Below are 16,814 nucleotides of genomic sequence, written 5' to 3' on the forward strand. Positions count from 1 at the left end.
ACTTTTACTCTAAGGTACCAATCACATTCAGCGCCATATCATCAGGCACTTCGTTATAAGACAACACATTCAACCCATTGCAGAATAGTCGTGCATAGCGTGCAATTAATGGCCGCAATTGCGGGGTTACCAATAAAATAGGTTGGTGATTCTCTGCTTTCATCTGCTCTTTAATGATCGGCATATTCTGCTGCAACTGGGTCAGGATATTTGGGTCGACTGGGAAGTTATCCAATACCACTTTCCCCGCTTGCTGCGCCTGATTCAACGAGCCAAGCAACATATTTTCTAATTCGTTATTAATGGTATAAACCGCCAGGTTTTTGTCATCGCCATTGATACCATTGACGATACCGGTACGTAATGCGTAACGCACATCTGAGGTGAGGAGCAGTGAATCTTTGGTGATAGTGGCACTTTCTACTAAGGTGGTGGCGATGGTGACAATATCTTTCAGCGACACATTTTCGGTTAATAGCTGACGATACACCTTCAGCAATTGGCTAAAATTCAATCCGCCAGCCAAATCTTCAGCCAAACGTGGCGACAGCGACTCAAGCCGTTGGTGTAATAGGGTTATATCATCATAATTAAACAGTTCAGATAAATGGTCACGTACCACTTTATTCACATGGGTCGCGACCACACTGGCACAATCCACCACCTGATAACCGAAGTTTAGTGCCGTGGGCTTATCTTCCGGCGCTACCCATACCACGGCCAGGCCGTAAGTCGGATCGATTGCCAGTACACCATCAACCTCGCCGTATTGTTCCGCTGTTGGAATCGCCATCAGTCTATCAATATAAACATCGCCACCGGCGACTTTGACACCATTAATATTGATGGTGTATTGGGACGGTTTTAAGCGGAAGTTTTCCCGTACTTTGACTTCCGGTAATAGAATTCCGCAGGTTTCGGAGATGATTTGCCGCACCCCTCGCAGCCGCTGAATCAGCGGTCGGCCTTTTGATTCATCGACCAGTGTGACCAGCTTATAGCCCAAATTCAGGCCGATAGGTTCAACTATCGGAATATTTTCCCAGTTGAGGTTCAGGGCATTATCTTCAGAAATGGCTTGGTCGAGGATTGTAAGATCGGGCTCAGCATCCGCTTGCTGAATTTTTTTACTTTGCTGCCAAGCGGCGAACAGGAGTAATCCGGTGAAGCTGAGAAAGGCAAGATGGGGCATCCCCGGCACAATGGCGAGTATGAACATCACGAATGCCGCAGCATACAAGATAGTCGGTTTTGCCAACAACTGATCTTTAATTTCATCAGTCATGTCACCGCCATCACTCACCCGAGTGACAATAATTGCCGCCGCGGTTGCTAATAACAGGGACGGAATTTGTGCCACCAGACCGTCACCAATGGTCAACAATACATATTGTTGAAACGACTGGCTGGCGCTGAGATCGTATTTAAAGATACCGATACAGATACCGCCGATCACGTTGATCACCAGAATCATAATACCGGCGATGGCGTCACCGCGAACAAACTTGGATGCTCCATCCATCGCACCGTAGAAGTCAGCTTCGCTGGCCACTTCTTTACGGCGCAAGCGCGCTTGCTCCTGATTGATTAACCCGGCATTAAGGTCGGCATCAATCGCCATCTGTTTACCCGGCAGTGCATCCAAGGTAAAGCGGGCCGACACTTCAGAAATTCGCTCAGCACCCTTGGTTACCACCACAAAGTTGATTGTCGGGGTGGTATCAGAAGAGGAGCGGCAAGAGATTGTGGCGCAACTGAATGGGCAAACCATCTTTTCGCAGCAATCCTTTATTTCAATTCCCTCTAAAAGCAAAAGTGGCGGCGGCAAGTTCTCTGACAGCATTGATGGTAAGGAGCAAGCGAAAGAGACCAAAAGTAATCTGGCAGTTGAGGTGCCGGAACCGGAGCAATCTCTGGAAGAGGTGGTGGATAAATCACGTAAAGAAATGGAAGAGTTATCACGCATCATTATGCAAATTACTTCTGCCTACGATGCGCAATCCAACCTGCAAATGGAAGTGGTGCCACAAGGGCTACGTATTTTGATTCAGGATGATAAGCAGCGCGATATGTTCCAGCGCAGTAGCGCTGTACTGACGCCGTTCTTCAGCCGTCTACTGGCTGAGTTGGCTCCGGCATTTAATGAGATGGACAATAAAATCATTATTACCGGCCATACCGATGCTTCCCGCTACCGTGATCAGGTGTTGTACAACAACTGGAACTTGTCTGGCGAGCGGGCCTTGATGGCGCATAAAGCGCTAGTAAAAGGCGGGCTGGATGACGGTCGGGTATTACAAATCAATGCGATGGCTGATCAGATGCTATTGGACTCAGTCGAACCTCTTGCGGCTAAAAACCGCCGTATTGAAATTATGGTCTTAACCAAAACGGCTTCAGACACCTTATATCAGTTCTTTGGCAACCACGGAGAGAATGTAGTGAAACCGGCAGCGAAAAAAGCCGGATAGTTATGTTCATCTTTTCACCGCCCAGTCTACCCTCGAACCTTCAGGACTGGGCGGTGCTTTTTAATACAATGACTTAACTTAAGTTGCCATACCTACACGCTGAGTTCAGGCGGCAAAACCTAACGTGGTGTGATAGTGACGGTATTCCCATGGGTAGCAATGGTGACACGTTGCCCCGGTTGGAATTGGGTAACGCCCTGAGCTTGAACCACCAGGAAGGTGGTACCGTTATCGCGGCGCACTTCCAGTTCAACACCACTACTGCGATTCATCATACTCTGGACTTGTTGGCCGACTACGCCACCGGCAACGGCACCTGCTGCGGTTCCGAGACGGCGACCAGTACCGCCGCCAATGGTGTTACCCAGAAAACCACCCACCACAGCCCCACCGACCGCACCCGCAACATTATTCCCATCTCCGCCCTGAATAGTGACTGGACGGACAGAAACCAAGGTTCCGTAAGTTACAGCTTGAGCCTGGCCGGCCTGAGAACTGCTAAAAGTATCGCCCGAAAGGGTATTATTATTGGCGCAACCACTGAGAGTGGCGATGGCGAGGGTTACAACAATGAATGGTTTTATCATAAAGACCCTTCCTACTTGAAGTTGCTAACTTATAACCGATTGAATATTGACCGGTAAAATAATCATAGCACGACTTATTTGCTTATTAATTGATAGATAGATAAAAAGTAGAGTTAACTCAAATTTTATAGGACGATTAGCCCCAATCAGAGGGCATGTTATCGTCTCTCTGGCCGACAATTTACCGGCGAAAGTAAAATCACGGCAGTGGAAACACATTTAACTCTGCGTTAAGTGAAATTTATAACCTAATACACCTATAACAGATTGTCCCTCTGGCAAGTATTCGCTATCACTGTCATCGCCATGATCCATTTTGTAACATTAAGATTTATCATTAAAAATGACAAAACAGTCTGTTAGAGTTCTCAAACTGAATGAAATTGATAAGAATCCGATTTTCTGGCTGATTTAACAATTCGCACTAGGAATAATGATTAAATTAATAACTAATCATCTTGTATGATTTATATCCGCAGGTCTGGTTGGTTTCATTTTTTATAAAATGTTCAGGGAAGGGCTAATGCTTAACACTTTTTAGGTAGAATAATGACCTAATGAAATGTTAAAAAAATCAGTTTTAGTTAATAATTGATACCAACATGGCGACCTAAAGATTGTTTTTCGTACAGATTTTTACCGCTGGTGGTGAGTATCGACAAGCGTCAGGCCCCGCAAGGGTTTGTCGCATTTTGACCGTATTTCAAAGTGTGTTAATTCAACGTTTTCAATGGCAAATTACATTCTGATGATCAATTAAATTCACTTAAAAAAGGTAAATGATGCATTTCATCTTTAAGTTGGATGGAATTTTCATTTCCAGTTAAATAACTAAAGTAAGTAATATATAATTAAAGTCATTACATTAATTTACTATTTTGGGTTAATGATATTGAATTCCATCTGCATCCTCCGCATTACCTCCTGACAGATTTTTTATTTTCTGGCAAATGAAATGTTTTGCTGAAACGGTTTTAGTTCACAGATATTTACCCCTTTCAGACTCAATCAATTATCCATTGATAAAGATCAACTTAATTATATTTGCAGAGTTACAAACTATTAACAGAATATCCTTCATCTTTTTTCAAAGTGCAGGTGTGTTGGCTGCTCTCACTTACTCTAATCACTTACTTATGTAAGTTCATCGGGGTTCTTTCGTTTGCGGCCGCCCAGCATTTCGAAATCTATTGGATATAAGACCATGCTTTTTATAGGGATATGCCCATCATTAGTATCGGGTATGTGAACAATATAATAATAATGACAGGGGAAAAAACATGCTTTCCCAGCATGGCGTTAACCGTCGTGATTTTATGAAGCTTTGTGCAGCGCTGGCTGCCACCATGGGTCTCAGCAGTAAGGCTGCCGCAGAAATTGCCAATATGGTCGGTTCACCACAACGGCCGCCGGTCATCTGGATTGGTGCTCAGGAGTGCACCGGCTGTACCGAGTCACTGTTGCGCTCAACGCATCCCACCCTGGAGAATTTGCTGCTCAGTGTTATATCAATGGAGTATCACGAAGTGCTGTCAGCAGCATTTGGTGAGCAGGCGGAAGAGAATAAGCACCGCGCTATTGAACAGCATAAAGGGAAGTACATACTGGTGGTGGATGGTTCTATCCCACTGAAAGATGGTGGGATTTACTGCATGGTGGCGGGCAAACCTATTGTCGAGCATATTCGCGAAGCGGCGGAACATGCGGCAGCTATTATTGCCATTGGCTCCTGTTCTGCCTGGGGGGGCGTGCCAGCCACTGGTGGCAACCCAACCGGCGCGGTCAGTTTGCAAGCGGCGCTACCGGGGAAAACCGTGATTAATATTCCCGGCTGCCCGCCGAATCCGCATAACTTCCTGGCAACCGTCGCTCATATCATTACCTTTGGGCGGCCGCCGGCGTTGGATGCCAAGAACCGTCCTACCTTTGCCTATGGCCGTCTGATCCATGAAAACTGCGAGCGTCGCCCGCACTTTGATGCCGGTCGTTTTGCCCGTCAGTTTGGTGATGAAGGGCATCGTCAGGGCTGGTGCCTCTATCACCTTGGTTGCAAGGGGCCGGAGACCTACGGTAACTGTCCAACCCTAGAGTTCTGCGATGTTGGTGGTGGCATCTGGCCGGTCGGCATCGGTCATCCGTGCTACGGCTGCAACGAAGAGGGGATTGGTTTTACCAAAAGCATTGCTCAATTAGCCAATGTCGAAAACCCAACACCACGCGCTGAAAAACCACAGATCCATAATGTGGAAGGTGGCAAGGTTTCTACCACCGCCACCGCGTTGCTGGGTGGGGTGGTGGGATTGGTTGCCGGTGTCAGCCTGATGACGGTGCGTGAGCTGGGGCGGCAACAGAAGCAGCGCCGTAAAGATGACGATCACTCATCGCGGGAGGAATAGCCGTGAACCGACGTCACTTTTTCAAATTAGCCTCGGGCGGTGTCTTGCTGGCGGGACTTTCCCCCAGCAGTAAAGCTGAGGTCCAAAACCGACCACCGATCCCCGGTGCGCTTGGCATGTTGTATGACTCGACGTTATGCGTCGGTTGTCAGGCGTGTGTCAGTAAATGCCAACAGATTAATCACAGCGAGTTTGCCGCGCACGGTGAAACCTACGCCGGTGGTGATGCTATCTGGTCAAATAACGACAAACTTAGCCCCTATACCAACAACATTATTCAGGTGTGGACCAGTGGTGCAGGTATCCATAAAGATCAGTTGGAAGATGGTTACGCCTATATCAAAAAGCAGTGTATGCATTGCGTTGATCCCAACTGTGTTTCCGTCTGTCCGGTCAGCGCACTGCGCAAAGATGCCAAAACCGGCATCGTTCACTATGACCCGGATATCTGTACCGGCTGTCGCTACTGCATGGTTGGCTGCCCGTTCAATGTGCCGAAATACGATTACGATAATCCCTTTGGCAAGATCCATAAATGTGAGTTGTGTAATCAGAAAGGGGTGGAGCGGCTCGACAAAGGCGGTTTGCCTGGTTGTGTTGAGGTGTGTCCGACCGGGGCGGTGATATTTGGTACCCGTGAAGCGTTGCTGTCAGAAGCCAAACGGCGGCTGACGTTAACACCGGGTGAGAACTATCGTTTCCCGCGTCAGACACTCAGTGCCAACGACACCTACGAGCATCTGGTTGCCCATTATGATCCGCACGTATATGGCGAAAAAGAGGGCGGTGGTACGCAGGTGTTGGTACTGGCGGGTATTCCGACCGAGAAACTTGATTTGCCACCGTTGGCAGAACTGGCAACCGGTGCGCGTTCGGAGCATGTTCAGCACACCCTGTACAAAGGCATGATCCTGCCGCTGGCGGTACTGGCCGGTGTGACGGCGCTGGTGCATCGCAATACCCGCGATGAGCGCAAAGACAGTGATGCCGACACGCACGATAAAAAGGACGGTCCAGATGACGATGCATAAATCCAGTCCATTGGGTGGGCGGCTGGTCAGTTGGCCGGTGATGCTGCTAGCGCCTTTTGTGGTGTTATGCGCGCTGCTGATAGTTAAACGTTTGGTGCTCGGGCTGGGTTCAGTCAGTGATTTGAACGGCGGCTTCCCATGGGGGATCTGGATCGCTTTCGACTTATTGGTGGGAACCGGTCTGGCCTGTGGCGGCTGGGCGTTGGCCTGGGCGGTTTATGTCTTTAACCGGGGCGAATATCACCCGCTGGTACGCCCGGCGCTGTTAGCCAGTTTATTTGGCTATGCGCTGGGGGGATTGTCGATCACCATTGATGTTGGCCGCTATTGGAACCTGCCTTACTTCTTTATCCCCGGTTACTTTAACGTCAATTCGGTATTATTCGAAACCGCCGTCTGTATGACCATTTATATCGGTGTAATGGCGCTGGAGTTTGCCCCCGCACTGTTTGAACGCCTCGGTTGGAAGGTTTCGCTCAAGCGGCTGAACAAAGTGATGTTTTTCGTCATTGCACTGGGTGCGCTGTTGCCGACTATGCATCAGTCCTCAATGGGTTCATTGATGATTGCCGCAGGTGCGAAGATTCATCCGCTGTGGCAAAGCTATGAAATGTTACCGCTATTTTCATTGCTCACCGCCGCCATTCTGGGCTTCTCTATTGTCATCTTTGAAGGCTCTTTGGTGCAGGCCGGGCTGCGTGGGCGAGGTGCCAATGAAGCACCGCTGTTTACCCGGCTGACCACCATTATCGACCTATTCCTGCTGCTATTTGTCTTGCTGCGCTTGGGTGAAGTGGTAGTGCGGCACAAAATAGATTATCTGCTGCATTTCGACCGCTACGCTATCGCCTTTTGGGCTGAAATCGTACTGATGACTTTGCCGCTCATCATCTTCCGTATCCGGCGGGCCAGAGAAGATAGCCGCTTACTGTTTATCGGTGCGCTGTGCATGATTGCGGGTGCGGCGCTATGGCGGCTCAACTACTCGCTACTGGCCTTTAACCCCGGCGGTGGCTACAACTACTTCCCAACCACCAGTGAAATCCTGATCTCAATTGGCTTCGTCGCCATTGAGGTCTGTGCCTACATTTTATTGATTCGGCTATTGCCGGTGCTGCCTGCTCACGGGCAATTACATAAGAATAATCAGACAGAGGTAAAGCATGAGCCAACGCATCACCATTGATCCCGTTACCCGCATTGAGGGACACCTGCGGATCGACTGCGAAATTGAGGACGGCAAGGTCATTAAAGCCTGGTCCTCCGGCACCATGTGGCGTGGCATGGAAGAAATTTTACAAGGCAATGATCCCCGCGATGCCTGGATGATTGTGCAGCGTATTTGCGGCGTATGCACCACCATCCATGCCATCGCCTCGGTGCGCGCCGTGGAAAATGCATTGGGGATGGAAGTCCCAGTCAATGCGCAACATATCCGCAATTTGATTCTGGCCGCGCATAGCATCCATGACCATATCGTGCACTTCTACCAACTATCGGCACTGGATTGGGTGGATGTCACCTCAGCGCTGCAAGCCTCGCCACAGAAGGCAGCCGCCATGTTGAGTGGCTTATCGAGCTGGCCACTGAACAGCGCGGAAGAGTTCAGCCGTGTACAGCAGAAAATCAAAGACCTGGTGGCCAGTGGGCAGTTAGGCATTTTTGCCAACGGCTACTGGGGCCATCCGGCAATGGCGTTGCCACCAGAAGTGAACCTGATTGCGGTAGCGCACTATTTGCAAGCACTGGAGTGCCAGCGCGATGCCAACCGCATTGTGGCGGTATTGGGGGGCAAAACACCGCACATTCAGAATCTGGCTGTAGGGGGCGTTGCCAATCCAATCAATCTAGATATGCCAAGTGTGCTTAATCTGGAGCGCTTGATGTTGGTGAAATCCTTCATCGACCGACTGGGCAGTTTTATCGAGCAAGTTTATAAGGTGGATACGGCGGTGATCGCTGCCCACTATCCAGGCTGGCTCAATCTGGGCAAAGGGGCGGATTACTATCTCAGCGTGCCGGAGCTACCGACCGATCGCAAAGGGGAGACTTTCCTGCTGCCGGGTGGCTATCTGGATAAGGGTACTTTCCGGCCGATTGCCAACCATAACGATCCTTATCTGATCAAAGGTATTGCCGAGAGCGGCAAACATGCCTGGTATCAGGATGACGAACCGCTGGCACCGTGGGAGGGCAAAACCAACCCGAACTACACCGGCTGGCAGGAAGAGGGCAAATACTCGTGGGTAAAAGCGCCAACTTTCTACGGCAAAACGGTAGAAGTTGGGCCGCTGGCATGGTTGATGTGCGGTCTGGCGGCTGACCACGCGCCGACTAAACAGCATTTCAGCGATATTGGCGCGGCCTATCAGAAATTGAGCGGGCAGGCTATCACGCAAGATCAACTGCCCTCGACGCTGGGTCGTATCATTGGCCGCGCAGTGCATTGTTGCGTGCTGCATGAAACGCTGGCTCAGCAGTGGACGGCGCTGGTGGCCAATATCGGTACCGGCGACGTAGAAACCTTTATCAAACCGAATATTCCGTTAACTGGCGAAATCCGCGGTGTTGGCTTTGAAGAAGCGCCACGCGGCATGTTGTCGCACTGGGTGGTCATCAAAGACGGCAAAATCGCCAACTATCAGGCGGTGGTGCCCTCCACCTGGAACGCCGGCCCGCGTAACTACAATGACGAACCCGGGCCATACGAACAAGCGCTGGTGGGCACGCCGGTTGCTGATCCGGCCAAACCGCTCGAAGTGGTGCGGACCATTCACTCATTCGACCCGTGTATGTCTTGTGCCGTACATATTGTTGATACAACGGGCAACGAAGTGACCAAAGTCAAGGTGCTGTGATGGGGATTTTGGTATTAGGTATAGGTAACTTATTACTCAGCGATGAAGCGGTGGGGGTACGTCTGGTTGAAGCATTGGAACAACGCTTTGAGATACCCCCAGGTGTTGAGGTGTTGGACGGCGGTACCGCCGGTTTAGAGCTGATGGAAGCGATGGCAAACCGCGAACATTTGATTGTTGCTGATGCGGTATTCACCGGCCAGCCTCCGGGCAGTGTCGCGGTGCTGCATGATAAAGAGATACCGGCTATGTTCAGCCGCAAAGTCTCGCCCCACCAGTTGGGGCTATGCGATGTGTTGATGGCACTGCAACTGACCGGTGAATCCCCGCGCCAACTGACATTGGTGGGCGTGGTGCCAGAATCTCTGGCGCCAGGAATTGGCCTGACACCGACGGTGATACAGGCGATGGAGCCAGCATTGGAGCAGATTCTGGCCGCATTGCGCTTAAGCGGAATTACGCTCAACGCGCGGGAGCAAGACCATGTCTGACTTCCTTGATGACGCTGGCATTATCGGGCTGACGCAAAACCCGGCACCTTTGCTGGAGCAGGTTTTTAGCCAGATTGCCGCGGATGAGATGCGCGGCTTGCCATTCTACCGTGACCACATACCGCTACGCGCCTGTGGCTTTCAGTTATTTGAGCAGCAATGGGTGGGGGCGTTATTAACCCCGTGGATGCTGAGTTTAGTGGTATTACCGGGGCCGCAGCAAAGCTGGCCGCGTCGGGTGGTGGGTGAGCGCTTGATGCTGGCACTGCCATGCGGCACCATCAGTTTTACGCTCGGCGAAATAGCCGGTTGCGGCCAGTACCTGAGCCGCTCGCTGATGTCGCCATTGGACACCACGCTGCAAGCGGAACAGGCGCTGCTGCTGGCAGAACAGAGCGCTCGCATGGTGCTTTCACTGCCCATTAGCAATGCTGATGCACCGGCTAATCCACGGCGGCGGGCGTTGTTTAGTCAAATGACGAATCAGCATGCATGAAATCAGTTTATGCCTCAGTACGCTGGAGCTGATTGAAACACAGGCCAGGCTTAACAGGGCCAAACGAATAACGGCGGTATGGCTGGAGATTGGTGCGCTCTCTTGTATTGAGGAGAGCGCATTGCGTTTTAGTTTTGACGCGGCCAGCCGTGAGACATTGGCAGCTAATTGCCAATTGCATATCAATTATTTACCCGCACAAGCCTGGTGTTGGGAGTGTAGCGCCAGTGTTCAGATTGAACGGCACGATGCCGGGTGCCCGCATTGTGGCAGCCATGCTCTGCAAGTGGAGAGTGGTGACAGTTTGCAGGTAAAACAGATAGAAGTGGAATAATCCTGAAGGAGTGAATTCCTATGTGCACGACTTGTGGTTGCGCCAGCGGCGAAACAAAGATCGAAGGCGACGACAGTCACCATCATGACCACGACCATCATGATGATGGTCACGGCCACCATCATCACGATGGCCACCACCATGATGATCACCATCATGACCACCCCAACGATGCCCAGCCGCAAAAAACTCAGCATAAACATAAATATGTTGCCAAAGGCACGCAGCCGGTCATTGTCCATCATCACTATTATTACCATCAGGGCGATGTTCATCATCACTACCACGGTAAAACGCCTGAACCGGTAGCGATACCGGAATCAGCTCAGCCGGAAGCTGAAACCTTTGCGCCACAAGTGCATGCCGATCAACAAGGGCTGCATTACGGACAGGGCGAGGCTGGCAGCCACGCACCGGGCATGGGTCAGCGCCGCTTGCTGCAAATCGAGCAAGACGTGCTGAGCAAAAATAACCAGTTAGCTCACCATAATCGTGAGCATTTTGTCGAACAACATATTCTGGCGCTGAATTTGGTTTCCAGCCCCGGTTCTGGCAAAACCACGCTACTGACCTCGACCTTGCAACTGCTGGCCGGGCAAGTGCCTTGCGCGGTAATTGAAGGTGATCAGCAAACCACCCATGATGCCGAACGTATTCGCGCCACAGGCGTACCCGCGATTCAGGTCAATACCGGTAAAGGCTGCCATCTGGATGCGCAGATGGTGCACGATGCGGCACACCGTTTAGCTCTGGCTGATGATAGCCTGCTGTTTATTGAAAACGTCGGCAACTTGGTGTGTCCGGCTAGCTTTGATCTGGGCGAACGCCATAAAGTGGCGGTATTGTCAGTTACTGAAGGCGAAGATAAGCCGCTGAAATACCCCCATATGTTTGCAGCTTCCACCCTGATGATTATCAATAAAATCGATCTGCTGCCCTATCTGGATTTTGATATTGAACAGTGCATTGCCTATGCCCGTCAGGTGAATCCTGATATTCAGGTGATTGCGCTGTCTGCCAGTAGCGGAGAGGGGATGGATTTGTGGCTGGAATGGCTGGAGACACAGCGATGTGCATAGGCGTTCCCGGCAAAATTGTGGCGGTGGGTGAAGACATTCACCAACTGGCATGGGTGGAAGTGAGCGGAGTGAAGCGTGAAATCAATATCGCACTGGTATGCGACGATACCCCGGCGGCATTGCTAGGTCAGTGGGTGTTGGTGCATGTTGGGTTTGCCATGAGCCTGCTTGACGAAGAAGAGGCACAACAGACACTGGCCGCGCTGGAACATATGCAGGCAGTTGGGCTGGATTGGGATGCCAGCGCTGCAAGCGAGGCACGCGATGCGTTACGTTGATGAGTTTCGTGATCCCGCATTAGTGAGCGCATTATTGCAACGGATCGAACAGTTATTGCCGCAGATCGCGGATCAACAGCGCTTGCCACTACAAATTATGGAAGTCTGCGGTGGGCACACTCATGCGATCTTCAAATTCGGCCTTGATCAACTGCTGCCTGAGGGGTTGGAGTTTGTCCATGGACCGGGCTGCCCGGTGTGTGTGTTGCCGATGGGCCGCATTGATAGCTGTTTGGAAATCGCCACGCATCCTGAGGTGATTTTTTGCACTTACGGTGATGCGATGCGTGTGCCAGGGCGCAATGGTTCGATGCTGGATGCCAAACGGCGCGGCGCGGATATTCGCGTGGTCTATTCGCCGTTGGATGCACTGACGCTGGCACAGCATAATCCTGATCGCCAAGTGGTGTTTTTTGGCCTCGGCTTTGAAACCACCATGCCTGCCAGTGCCTTAACCCTGCAACAAGCCAAACGGCTCGGGTTGACCAATTTCACTGTGTTCTGCCAGCACATCACCATCATTCCTACCTTGCGTAGCTTGCTGCAACAACCGGATGTGCGTATCGACGCTTTTCTGGCTCCCGGTCATGTCAGTATGGTGATTGGCACCACGCCCTATGGCTTTATTTGCGACCAATTCCACAAGCCATTGGTGGTTACCGGTTTTGAGCCGCTGGATATCTTGCAGGGGCTAGTAATGCTGCTTGAACAGATGGTCAGCGGGCGTTGTGTGGTAGAGAACCAGTATCGGCGTATCGTGCCGGACAGCGGCAACTTACTGGCACAACAGGCAATGACAGAGGTTTTTGTTGCTAAAGCCAGCAGCGAATGGCGTGGTTTGGGGGAAATCGCGGATTCCGGCGTACAACTCAGCCCTGACTATACCGAATTTGATGCCGAATTACGTTTCAAACCACAGCAGCAGCAGGTGGCAGACTCTCCACGATCTCGCTGTGGTGATGTGCTGACTGGGCGTTGCAAGCCTGATCAATGCTCACTGTTCGGCGGTGAGTGTACGCCAGACAATGCCTTTGGCGCGCTGATGGTGTCATCCGAAGGGGCCTGCGCCGCTTATTATCAGTATCGATAACCCTTGGTACTTGAAGCTGCTGAGGGGAGCTGCGTTCGCTTGCAGCGCCTACCTGCAACTCCAATGACTTTGGGTTATTAATAAGGTCACAACTAAATGAATAAGAAAGAGATTACTCTGGCCCACGGCAGCGGTGGCCGGGCAATGCAGAGCTTGATCGAATCACTGTTTCTGGCGGAGTTTTCCAATCCGGCGCTGAATGAACGGGAAGATCAGGCGCGTATCGCGCTGACGGATCTAACCGTACAGGGCGATCGGCTGGCGGTATCCACCGACAGCTATGTCATTGATCCGATCTTTTTCCCCGGCGGCGATATCGGCAAGTTGGCCGTGTGCGGCACAGCAAATGATGTGGCGGTCAGTGGCGCAACGCCACGCTATCTCTCCTGCGGTTTTATTCTGGAAGAAGGTTTGCCGATGGATGTTCTCACGCGCATTGTGCAATCAATGGCGGCTACCGCGCGGCAGGCGGGGATTCAGATAGTTACAGGTGATACCAAAGTCGTGCAGCGTGGCGCGGCGGATAAGATCTTTATCAATACCACCGGCATAGGCGTGATCCCCGCAGATATTCACTGGGGAACCGCGATGATCCGTGCTGGTGATCGGATCGTTGTCAGTGGCACTTTAGGTGATCATGGCGCGACCATTCTGAACCTGCGTGAAGGGCTGGGGCTGGAAGCAGAGCTGGTGAGCGATTGTGCACTATTGGCACCGTTGATCGCTCCGCTGCGATCTATTCCCGGAGTGCGGGCGTTACGTGATGCTACCCGTGGCGGCGTGACGGCGATCCTACATGAATTTGCGGCCGCCAGCGGTTGCGGCATGGAGATCAACGAATCAGATCTCCCCCTGAAACCGGCGGTGCGGGGTATTTGCGAATTGCTGGGGCTGGATGCACTCAACTTTGCCAACGAAGGTAAGCTGGTGCTGGTGGTGTCACCAGAGGCACAAGAAGTGGTATTAACAGCGCTCCATAACCATCCACTCGGCCAGGATGCCGCCGTTATCGGGCAGGTGACTGAGAATAAACAAGTGCGCTTATGCGGTGCGTATGGTGTTTCGCGTAGATTGGATTTGCCTCTGGATGAGCCATTGCCCCGTATTTGCTGATCCCATTCGTCCTTGAAGCCGCAGGGGTGTTAGCTGCGTTCGCTCACCCGAATCACTGACTGATGTCAGCTCATTGGGATTTGCTTACTTGCTGCCTACCTGTAACTCCAATGACTTTTGGGAACCCATTCGCACTTGAAGTGACAGGCGATTAACTATTTGATAAGTGGGGAAATGTGCCGAATGGGTCGTAACGGCGTGAGCCGTCGAAGCGCCCATCGGTGCAGTCGCCCCGCAATCTCCGAGCTATAAAACAGGTTGCTGGCAGCCTTGTGAAGGAGTTTCTGTGGATAAAAATGGCCTCTGCCTGCGGGTAAAAGGTAAGGTGCAAGGCGTGGGGTTCCGCCCTTATATCTGGCAGCTTGCCCACCGCTTTGCGCTAAGGGGCGATGTCAGTAACGACAGTGCGGGCGTGACGATTCACTTGTGGCAATCACCGGCGCTGGCGGATTTCTTACAGGCACTGCCGCGTCATTGCCCGCCATTGGCACAAATTGATAGTGTCACCACCTCGCCCTACCATTGGGCGCAGCCGCCACTGGATTTTGTGATTCATCACAGCGGTGCCGGGCAGATGGATACGCAAATTGTACCGGATGCTGCAACCTGCGACGCCTGTTTGGCTGAAATGAACCATCCTGCCAATCGTCGCTACCGCTACCCGTTTATCAACTGCACCCATTGTGGCCCACGTTTTACTATTATTCACCGCATGCCCTATGACCGGCCTTATACCGCCATGCGCGAATTCCCACTATGTGCCGCCTGTCAGGCAGAATATGACCATCCGGCCGATCGCCGTTTTCACGCCCAACCCAATGCCTGTGCCGATTGTGGCCCGCAATTGTGGCTAACGGGGCGAGAGGGACAATCGATTGCGCACAACTTTGCGGCGCTAGAGCAAGCCGCAACCGCCCTGTTGGCAGGAGATATTGTTGCCGTCAAAGGGCTGGGAGGATTCCATCTGGCGGTAGATGCCACCAATGCTGCTGCGGTGGCCCGTTTACGGCAGCGCAAGCAACGGCCTTCCAAGCCGCTGGCGGTGATGTTACCGCACGCCGACTGGTTATCACGCTGCGTGCAAAGTAACGATAGCGCCGCGTTATTACGCGTGTTATGTAGCCCTGCGGCTCCGATTGTGTTGGTTTCGTCGCGGGCTGATAGCCCGCTGTGTACGGCGCTGGCACCGGGCTTACCTGAAATTGGCGTGATGCTACCCGCCAATCCGTTACAACATTTGCTGCTGCAACAGGTCGGACGGCCTCTGGTGATGACCTCCGGTAATGGCCGTGGTAAACCCCCGGCATTGAGTAATGAGCAGGCGCTAGGTGCCCTGAGAGATATTGCTGACCACTGGTTATTGCACGATAGGCAAATTGTGCAGCGGGCCGATGACTCATTAGTGCGACTCACCGGCAGCAGTGCTGAAATGCTACGCCGAGCCAGAGGGTATGTGCCAGATGCTTTCGAGTTACCTCCGGGATTTAGCCAGCAGCCAGCAGTTCTGGCGCTGGGTGCGGATATGAAAAACACGTTTTGCCTGCTGCGTGATGGTAATGCAGTGTTGAGTCAACATCTGGGGGATCTGGAAGACCGCGATATCGCACAGCAACAGCAGCAGTTAGTGGCGCTGTTTTGTGATATTTACCATTTCACACCACAGGTGATAGCGGTGGATGCTCACCCCGGATACGTCAGCCACCAATTAGGGAAAACCCTGGCAGCACAGTGGAATATCCCTTGTGTTGACGTGCTACATCATCATGCCCATCTGGTGGCTTGTCTGGCAGAGCATGGCTGGCCTCGCGAGGGTGGGGCGGTGATTGGTGTGGCATTGGATGGGCTGGGTTATGGCGCTGATGGTCAATTGTGGGGCGGTGAATGCCTACGAGTAGATTATACGAGCTGTGAATATATTGGTGGCTTGCCCGCAGTGGCACTACCCGGTGGCGATCTGGCCTCGCGTCAACCGTGGCGTAACCTGCTGGCCCAGTTACAGCGCTATGTCCCCAATTGGCAACATTTGCCTGAGAGTGCGGTGATTCCTCAGCCGGAGGGTAGGGTATTGGCGCGGGCGATTGAGCGGGGGATTAATGCGCCGTTGGCCTCTTCAACTGGGCGCTTATTTGATGCAGTAGCGGCTGCACTCAATCTTGCCCCGCTATCGATAAGTTGGGAGGGCGAAGCCGCCTGCCAGTTGGAAGCACTGGCGCGACAAAGTGCGGTTTCAGTGCCGCCAGTGACGATGCCGCTGTGCGATAACCAACTGGACTTAGCCACTTTCTGGCAGCAATGGTTGGCTTATAATGCCACTCCGGCGGAGCGGGCCTATGCGTTCCATTTTGCTCTGGCCCAGGGATTTGCTACTTTGGCGCGGCAGGCGGCCCAGTATTATCGTATTGATACTATTGTCTTTTCAGGTGGGGTGCTACATAACCGGTTACTGCGTGAGTTACTTAGCGCACAACTGCATGATTTCCAACTGTTGCTGCCCCAGCGTCTGCCTGCCGGTGATGGTGGGCTGGCTCTAGGGCAAGCACTGATTGCCGCTGCGTCAAAATGCCATAAGTGATGATTATGGCTAATGGTG

At 52.1% G+C, this 16,814-nt stretch carries 13 protein-coding genes and 2 pseudogenes; 13 read left to right on the forward strand and 2 right to left on the reverse strand.

The annotated features are described in order from the left end of the window. Positions 1 to 4: 4 nt before the first annotated feature. Positions 5 to 1,708: pseudogene (locus V1953_RS02860) on the reverse strand (flagellar biosynthesis protein FlhA); the annotation flags it as partial. On the opposite strand from V1953_RS02860, the gene lafU reads away from it, so the two are divergent. Continuing rightward, entirely contained in the window at positions 1,671 to 2,471 is an 801-nt protein-coding gene (gene lafU / locus V1953_RS02865) for a putative lateral flagellar export/assembly protein LafU (protein ID WP_372569917.1), read from the forward strand. The pseudogene V1953_RS02860 and the gene lafU overlap by 38 nt on opposite strands. Positions 2,472 to 2,590: 119 nt before the next feature. On the opposite strand, the gene V1953_RS02870 is transcribed toward lafU, so the two are convergent. Continuing rightward, on the reverse strand, positions 2,591 to 3,058 hold the full coding sequence (locus tag V1953_RS02870) for a glycine zipper 2TM domain-containing protein (protein WP_083162455.1): 468 nt from the start codon (positions 3,056 to 3,058) through the stop codon (positions 2,591 to 2,593). A gap of 1,263 nt (positions 3,059 to 4,321) precedes the next feature. Here V1953_RS02870 and hybO point away from each other — a divergent pair. From hybO to hypF, 12 genes and pseudogenes are all read left to right on the forward strand, one after another. Next, positions 4,322 to 5,454: pseudogene (gene hybO / locus V1953_RS02875) on the forward strand (hydrogenase 2 small subunit). A 2-nt stretch (positions 5,455 to 5,456) separates the two neighbouring features. Continuing rightward, on the forward strand, positions 5,457 to 6,485 hold the full coding sequence (hybA, locus tag V1953_RS02880) for a hydrogenase 2 operon protein HybA (protein ID WP_442850625.1): 1,029 nt from the start codon (positions 5,457 to 5,459) through the stop codon (positions 6,483 to 6,485). Continuing rightward, on the forward strand, positions 6,472 to 7,671 hold the full coding sequence (gene hybB / locus V1953_RS02885) for a Ni/Fe-hydrogenase cytochrome b subunit (RefSeq protein ID WP_032906923.1): 1,200 nt from the start codon (positions 6,472 to 6,474) through the stop codon (positions 7,669 to 7,671). Before hybA ends, hybB begins: the two co-directional genes overlap by 14 nt. Beyond that, entirely contained in the window at positions 7,649 to 9,343 is a 1,695-nt protein-coding gene (hybC, locus tag V1953_RS02890) for a hydrogenase 2 large subunit (protein WP_372569650.1), read from the forward strand. The genes hybB and hybC overlap by 23 nt, the downstream gene beginning before the upstream one ends. Next, positions 9,343 to 9,834, forward strand: coding sequence for a HyaD/HybD family hydrogenase maturation endopeptidase (locus V1953_RS02895; RefSeq protein ID WP_372569649.1), 492 nt, complete (start codon positions 9,343 to 9,345; stop codon positions 9,832 to 9,834). Before hybC ends, V1953_RS02895 begins: the two co-directional genes overlap by 1 nt. Continuing rightward, entirely contained in the window at positions 9,827 to 10,330 is a 504-nt protein-coding gene (gene hybE / locus V1953_RS02900) for a hydrogenase-2 assembly chaperone (protein ID WP_372569648.1), read from the forward strand. Before V1953_RS02895 ends, hybE begins: the two co-directional genes overlap by 8 nt. Then, positions 10,323 to 10,664, forward strand: a complete 342-nt coding sequence (gene hypA / locus V1953_RS02905) for a hydrogenase maturation nickel metallochaperone HypA (RefSeq protein WP_442820489.1) — start codon at positions 10,323 to 10,325, stop codon at positions 10,662 to 10,664. Before hybE ends, hypA begins: the two co-directional genes overlap by 8 nt. A gap of 20 nt (positions 10,665 to 10,684) precedes the next feature. Further along, on the forward strand, positions 10,685 to 11,743 hold the full coding sequence (gene hypB, locus V1953_RS02910; protein WP_372569645.1) for a hydrogenase nickel incorporation protein HypB: 1,059 nt from the start codon (positions 10,685 to 10,687) through the stop codon (positions 11,741 to 11,743). Further along, on the forward strand, positions 11,734 to 12,021 hold the full coding sequence (gene hybG, locus V1953_RS02915; RefSeq protein WP_083162471.1) for a hydrogenase maturation factor HybG: 288 nt from the start codon (positions 11,734 to 11,736) through the stop codon (positions 12,019 to 12,021). Before hypB ends, hybG begins: the two co-directional genes overlap by 10 nt. Continuing rightward, positions 12,008 to 13,111, forward strand: a complete 1,104-nt coding sequence (gene hypD / locus V1953_RS02920; protein ID WP_083162473.1) for a hydrogenase formation protein HypD — start codon at positions 12,008 to 12,010, stop codon at positions 13,109 to 13,111. Before hybG ends, hypD begins: the two co-directional genes overlap by 14 nt. Positions 13,112 to 13,207: 96 nt before the next feature. Continuing rightward, positions 13,208 to 14,224 (forward strand): hydrogenase expression/formation protein HypE, encoded by a 1,017-nt coding sequence (gene hypE / locus V1953_RS02925; RefSeq protein ID WP_372569644.1) that lies wholly within the window; start codon positions 13,208 to 13,210, stop codon positions 14,222 to 14,224. A 286-nt stretch (positions 14,225 to 14,510) separates the two neighbouring features. After that, a complete protein-coding gene (hypF, locus tag V1953_RS02930; protein ID WP_442850626.1) occupies positions 14,511 to 16,796 on the forward strand; it encodes a carbamoyltransferase HypF in 2,286 nt (761 codons plus the stop codon). The last annotated feature ends 18 nt before the right edge of the window (positions 16,797 to 16,814 follow it).

The organism is Yersinia sp. 2541 StPb PI, from assembly GCF_052217145.1.
Taxonomy (GTDB): domain Bacteria; phylum Pseudomonadota; class Gammaproteobacteria; order Enterobacterales; family Enterobacteriaceae; genus Yersinia; species Yersinia enterocolitica_E.

Coding starts and splice junctions, on each gene's coding strand:
- V1953_RS02870 (WP_083162455.1), bottom strand. CDS start 3,058: ATGATAAAACCATTCATTGTTGTAACCCTCGCCATCGCCACTCTCAGT.
- hybB (WP_032906923.1), top strand. CDS start 6,472: ATGACGATGCATAAATCCAGTCCATTGGGTGGGCGGCTGGTCAGTTGG.
- hybC (WP_372569650.1), top strand. CDS start 7,649: ATGAGCCAACGCATCACCATTGATCCCGTTACCCGCATTGAGGGACAC.
- V1953_RS02895 (WP_372569649.1), top strand. CDS start 9,343: ATGGGGATTTTGGTATTAGGTATAGGTAACTTATTACTCAGCGATGAA.
- hybE (WP_372569648.1), top strand. CDS start 9,827: ATGTCTGACTTCCTTGATGACGCTGGCATTATCGGGCTGACGCAAAAC.
- hypA (WP_442820489.1), top strand. CDS start 10,323: ATGCATGAAATCAGTTTATGCCTCAGTACGCTGGAGCTGATTGAAACA.
- hypB (WP_372569645.1), top strand. CDS start 10,685: ATGTGCACGACTTGTGGTTGCGCCAGCGGCGAAACAAAGATCGAAGGC.
- hybG (WP_083162471.1), top strand. CDS start 11,734: ATGTGCATAGGCGTTCCCGGCAAAATTGTGGCGGTGGGTGAAGACATT.
- hypD (WP_083162473.1), top strand. CDS start 12,008: ATGCGTTACGTTGATGAGTTTCGTGATCCCGCATTAGTGAGCGCATTA.
- hypE (WP_372569644.1), top strand. CDS start 13,208: ATGAATAAGAAAGAGATTACTCTGGCCCACGGCAGCGGTGGCCGGGCA.